This window comes from Bacillus sp. CCNWLW194 (genome assembly GCF_037120585.1).
Lineage (GTDB): Bacteria > Bacillota > Bacilli > Bacillales > Bacillaceae_G > Bacillus_A > Bacillus_A basilensis.
In genome coordinates, this window is sequence record NZ_JBBBBL010000044.1 from 1 (window position 1) to 4,884 (window position 4,884).

At 34.2% G+C, this 4,884-nt stretch carries 5 protein-coding genes; all 5 read left to right on the forward strand.

Translation table 11 applies throughout. The features are described 5' to 3' along the window. Positions 1 to 467 precede the first annotated feature (467 nt). The 5 genes from V7S50_RS33850 (at position 468) to uppP (ending at position 4,727) form a co-directional block, all read left to right on the forward strand. Positions 468 to 1,181: a response regulator transcription factor gene (locus tag V7S50_RS33850; RefSeq protein ID WP_199678332.1), complete on the forward strand. Its 714-nt coding sequence runs from the start codon at positions 468 to 470 to the stop codon at positions 1,179 to 1,181. Then, complete coding sequence (locus tag V7S50_RS33855; RefSeq protein ID WP_242256831.1) at positions 1,171 to 2,184, forward strand: sensor histidine kinase; 1,014 nt, start codon at positions 1,171 to 1,173, stop codon at positions 2,182 to 2,184. Before V7S50_RS33850 ends, V7S50_RS33855 begins: the two co-directional genes overlap by 11 nt. A gap of 68 nt (positions 2,185 to 2,252) precedes the next feature. After that, positions 2,253 to 3,182, forward strand: coding sequence for an ABC transporter ATP-binding protein (locus tag V7S50_RS33860; RefSeq protein ID WP_309259623.1), 930 nt, complete (start codon positions 2,253 to 2,255; stop codon positions 3,180 to 3,182). Continuing rightward, positions 3,175 to 3,912, forward strand: coding sequence for an ABC transporter permease (locus tag V7S50_RS33865; RefSeq protein ID WP_063225011.1), 738 nt, complete (start codon positions 3,175 to 3,177; stop codon positions 3,910 to 3,912). Before V7S50_RS33860 ends, V7S50_RS33865 begins: the two co-directional genes overlap by 8 nt. A 17-nt stretch (positions 3,913 to 3,929) precedes the next feature. After that, positions 3,930 to 4,727: an undecaprenyl-diphosphate phosphatase UppP gene (uppP, locus tag V7S50_RS33870; RefSeq protein ID WP_242256835.1), complete on the forward strand. Its 798-nt coding sequence runs from the start codon at positions 3,930 to 3,932 to the stop codon at positions 4,725 to 4,727. Positions 4,728 to 4,884: the final 157 nt, after the last annotated feature.

The window sequence follows — 4,884 nt, forward strand, 5'->3', positions numbered from 1 at the left end:
TCTAGCATCTAAAAATAAAAATTGACGTTTCACGTTGTTTGTTTCGTTCAGTTTTCAAAGAACTTGTCTGTCGCTCATTTGCGACTCCCTTATGTTAACATCTCCGTTAGTTAATGTCAACTAAGTTTTTCATTTCGTTTGTCGTGTTCTGCGTTATTGCATCGGCGACTTGTTCTATATTACACCTCTATACTCTAATCGTCAACACTTTTTATAAAGATATTCAATTAAATCTTTTTACGCTCTTTTAGCTATATACGTCCCTACAAAAATTCATTACCAAAAACTATCTTCTGCTTCTCTTTAATTTATTCTCGCAAAACATATTCAATTTACTTTGAACCCTAGGCTTAATTTGCGTGGATATTTTCCTCCAACAAAACTATTAACCTTATTTTAACAAATACTAGTATATAATTAGAGGGTTGTTGCACCATCAATGAAATCCATTAGAAGCAGGTGAAGGTATGAAAGATATACGTATCCTTATAGCAGACGATGATAAAGAAATCCGTAATTTACTAAAAATATATTTAGAACGAGAATTATATATGGTAGATACTGCGATTGATGGCGAAGTAGCCTTACAGTTATTTAATCAAAACAACTATAGCCTCGTTATATTAGATCTTATGATGCCGAAAGTAGATGGTATCGAAGTATGCAGAAAGCTTAGAGATAAAACTAACGTACCGATATTAATGCTAACCGCTAAAGATCACGAAGTCGATAAAATTTTAGGTTTAAGCATTGGTGCTGATGATTACATTACGAAACCTTTCAGCATTCACGAAGTGATTGCACGAGTAAAAGCTCTTATACGACGTTTTTTAGTTCTTGGAAGTAACATTAATGTACAAGAGAAAACAACTTTAGCTTTTAAAGGACTAACTATCAATTTAAATACATATACAGTTCACACAAATAAAGAAGAAATCAGCTTAACCGGAAAAGAACTAGAACTATTAAAATTCTTTACTTCAAACCCAGGACAAGTATTTACAAAAACACAGCTCTTCCGCAATGTATGGGACGATAATTATATAGAAGATGATAATACCGTTATGGTACATATTCGAAAACTTAGAAAGAAAATAGAAATCGACCCTTCCAATCCAAAATTCATTCAAACTGTATGGGGAATTGGTTATAAGTTTGTGGGTGAAAAGCTTGAAGACTGATAAAATCCTCTTCCTTATTTCATTACAACTTATCATTTGCGGGCTTTTAAATATACAAATGGATCCGAGAGTAAAAATTTCTTTATTTATTACCCTTATCTTAATTACAATGTATCTCTTCTTTTCAAGAATACAATTCATTCAAAATCGCAAATCAATAGACACTAAATTAAGTCGTGCACTAAACGGGCATTTACAAACGAGATTATTCACAAGTAATGATCGATCGTTACATAATATCGTTTTTTCAATAAACGAACTAATAGCTGAATTAGAAAAGGTTCGGATTAAAGCAAAAAGGTCTGAGGAATCTAGAAAACAACTTTTATCTAGTATCTCGCACGATATCCGAACACCACTCACCTCCATTATTGGATATATCGATGCTTTAAAAGATGGGGTTGCTGCTTCTGAAATAGAAAAGCAAGAATATCTTAAAATACTTTATATGAAATCAAATAACTTAAAGCACCTAGTTGATGAAATATTCAATATGGCAAAGCTAGACGCTAATGAATTTCCACTAAAAGAAGAAAAACTCGACTTTTCTGAAGTTACTAGAGAAGTTTTGATCGAGTTTTTACCTGAACTCTCAAAACATAATATTAAACTGCAAGTTCTCATACCAGAGTCTACTTGTCCTATCATTGCAGATCACCTAAGCCTTATGCGTATTATAGGTAATTTAATGAAAAATGCCATTTATTACGGAAAGGATGGGAAAACAATAGGAGTCGAACTACTAGAAACTGATGTAGCATATGAACTTCTTATTTGGGACAAAGGCCCTGGTGTTCCAAAACATGATTTACAAAACGTATTTGAGCGAATGTACCGAAGCGAACAATCAAGAAACTCGTCTTTTGGTGGTAGCGGGCTCGGGCTTTCTATTTCTAAAGCGCTCGTTGAGAGGAATGGTGGGCATATATGGGTTGAAAGTATTCCATGGGAACGAACCACTTTTGGCTTTTCCATTCCAAAACACAATACTTTTAAGAAATAGTTAAGAAATGATTAATATGCAGTTAAGCCTTCCTTTTTATCATGTAAGTAAGAACTTATAGAAAGTAGGTGTCTCCTATAAACACAATTATAAAAACGACTAATCTTACTAAAGTATATGGCAAGCAAAAATCCGTAGATAAGCTAAACATTAACGTTCAACGAGGAGAAATTTATGGATTCATAGGACGTAACGGTGCTGGTAAAACAACAACCATTCGTATGCTGCTTAGTCTTATAAAGCCTACAAGTGGAACTATCGAAATATTCGGAGAGGACTTATTTCAAAATCAAAAAGATATTTTAAGTAGAATTGGTTCTATCGTTGAAGTTCCAGGGTTTTATGAAAACTTAACTGCAAAAGAAAACTTATTAATTAATGCAAAGATAATCGGGGTGTACAAAAAGAATGCTATTGAAGAAGCATTAGAAATAGTGGGCTTGCAGTATGAAACAAAAAAGTTAGTAGGAAAGTATTCTTTAGGAATGAAGCAACGCCTAGGAATTGCACGCGCCCTTCTCCATTATCCCGAACTACTCATATTAGATGAACCGACTAACGGACTAGACCCCATCGGTATTAAAGAAATGCGAAAACTTATTCATTCTTTAGCTCAAGAAAGGAATATAACAATACTCATTTCTAGTCACATTTTAGCAGAGGTAGAACAGTTAGTTGATCGTATCGGAATTATTCACGAAGGAAGGTTACTAGAAGAAGTTTCTCTTGATAAGCTGCGCAAAGCAAACCGTAAGTACATAGAATTTCAGGTGAATAATGACAATAAGGCTGCGATGCTATTAGAAAATCAATTTCAAATTTTCGATTATGAGGTACATGATGAAGGGAATATTCGCATTTACTCTCATTTTGGGCAACAAGGATACATTAATAGAACATTCGTTCTGAACGATATTGAAGTATTAAAAATGATGATCAGTGAAGACAGATTAGAAGATTATTTCACCAAACTAGTTGGAGGTGGAACAATTGGTTAATCTACTCTATACAGAACTATTAAAACTAAAACGCTCTAATATGTTTTTAATTAGCATTATTGGGGCTGGTGTCGCACCTTTCTTAGTCGTAGTAGCCTCTTATATACATATAAAAACAAAACAGCCAACTCCGACTATTTGGTTCCACCAGTTATTCACTGACGTTAACTTATATACTACTTTAGTTATAGGATTCCCTTTATACGGAGTAGTTGTTGCTTATCTGTTTACCCGCGAATATGCAGAAGATACACTAAAAAATTTACTAACTATCCCCGTGTCGCGCATTAGCTTTATTATAAGTAAGTTCATCATTCTCTTCCTTTGGATCATGATGCTAACTTTAGTCGCTTGGTCGCTTACTTTAATATTAGGGCTATTGGGGAACTTCCCTGGTTTTAACACTACTTTACTTTTAGGTTCTTTCCTAAAATTTTTAATATGTGGTGGACTTCTCTTTCTATTGTCTTCACCTATTGTGCTATTAACTCTTGTAATGAAGAGCTATGTACCGCCTATTATATTAACAGTCATTATTACAATGATGAATCTTATGCTCGTGAACTCCAAACATAAAGATTTATTTCCGTGGACCGCTACTCTAGATATTGCAAATAATGAATTACAACCCACATATCCACCAGAGTATTCTTATATCATCATTGCAACAACGGCGATTCTCGGATTTATTGCAACACTATTCTATTTTAAAAGAGTAGACATTCATTAATTTATAGGAGTGATACTATGAGCGATATCATAATTGCCTTCATACTCGGTATTGTAGAGGGGTTAGCTGAATTTTTACCTATCTCTTCTACTGGTCACCTTATATTAGTCGGGCATTTATTAGGGTTTGAAGGAGAAAGAGCGAAAACGTTTGAAATTGTTATTCAGCTAGGCGCAATTTTAGCTATTGCAATTTTATATCATAAACGTCTCGTTTCTTTATGTAATATTAAGCCTCTTCTACGGAAAGAGAAAAAATTCAACGCGTTCCATGTATTTCTTGGCGTATTTCCGGCAGTAGTTGCTGGTTTGCTACTACATGATGTTATTAAAACTTACTTATTTCAGCCATACACTGTTGTGATTGGACTTGTAGCAGGGGCAATTCTTATGATCTTTGCAGAAGTAAAAAAACAAGAGGCAACCTCCTATTCACTGGACGATTTAACATACCGGCAAGCATTAACAATTGGATTATTTCAATGTTTAGCAGTATACCCTGGCTTCTCCAGAGCCGGCTCTACTATCTCTGGAGGTCTATTAGCAAAAGTAAATTATAAGACTGCATCTGAGTTCTCTTTTCTTATTGCCCTACCTGTAATGGTTGGGGCTACAGGCTTAGACTTATTAAAAAGCTGGACGTATTTAAGTGTCGATGATATCCCTATGTTTGTGGTAGGATTCATCACTTCTTTTATAGTCGCAATGTTAGCAGTAGTAACATTCCTAAAGCTTTTAGAGAAGATAGGTTTAAAACCTTTTGCATATTATCGTATTTTGCTGGCTATCTTATTTACACTCTTCGTATTACTATAGATTCGTATATTTCACATATTATTGAACCGATATTTAAGTTGAAGTATCGGTTTTTTATCCATTTTCATTTATTAAACACGAAAAAACACAAGTCAAAAGACTTGTGTTTTTAGTTGCTTGGCGACGTCCTACTCTCACAGGGACAAGGTCCCAACTA

What these genes read in the sequence shown, in the direction of transcription:
- V7S50_RS33850 (WP_199678332.1), top strand. Translation starts at nt 468, where the DNA reads ATGAAAGATATACGTATCCTTATAGCAGACGATGATAAAGAAATCCGT.
- uppP (WP_242256835.1), top strand. Translation starts at nt 3,930, where the DNA reads ATGAGCGATATCATAATTGCCTTCATACTCGGTATTGTAGAGGGGTTA.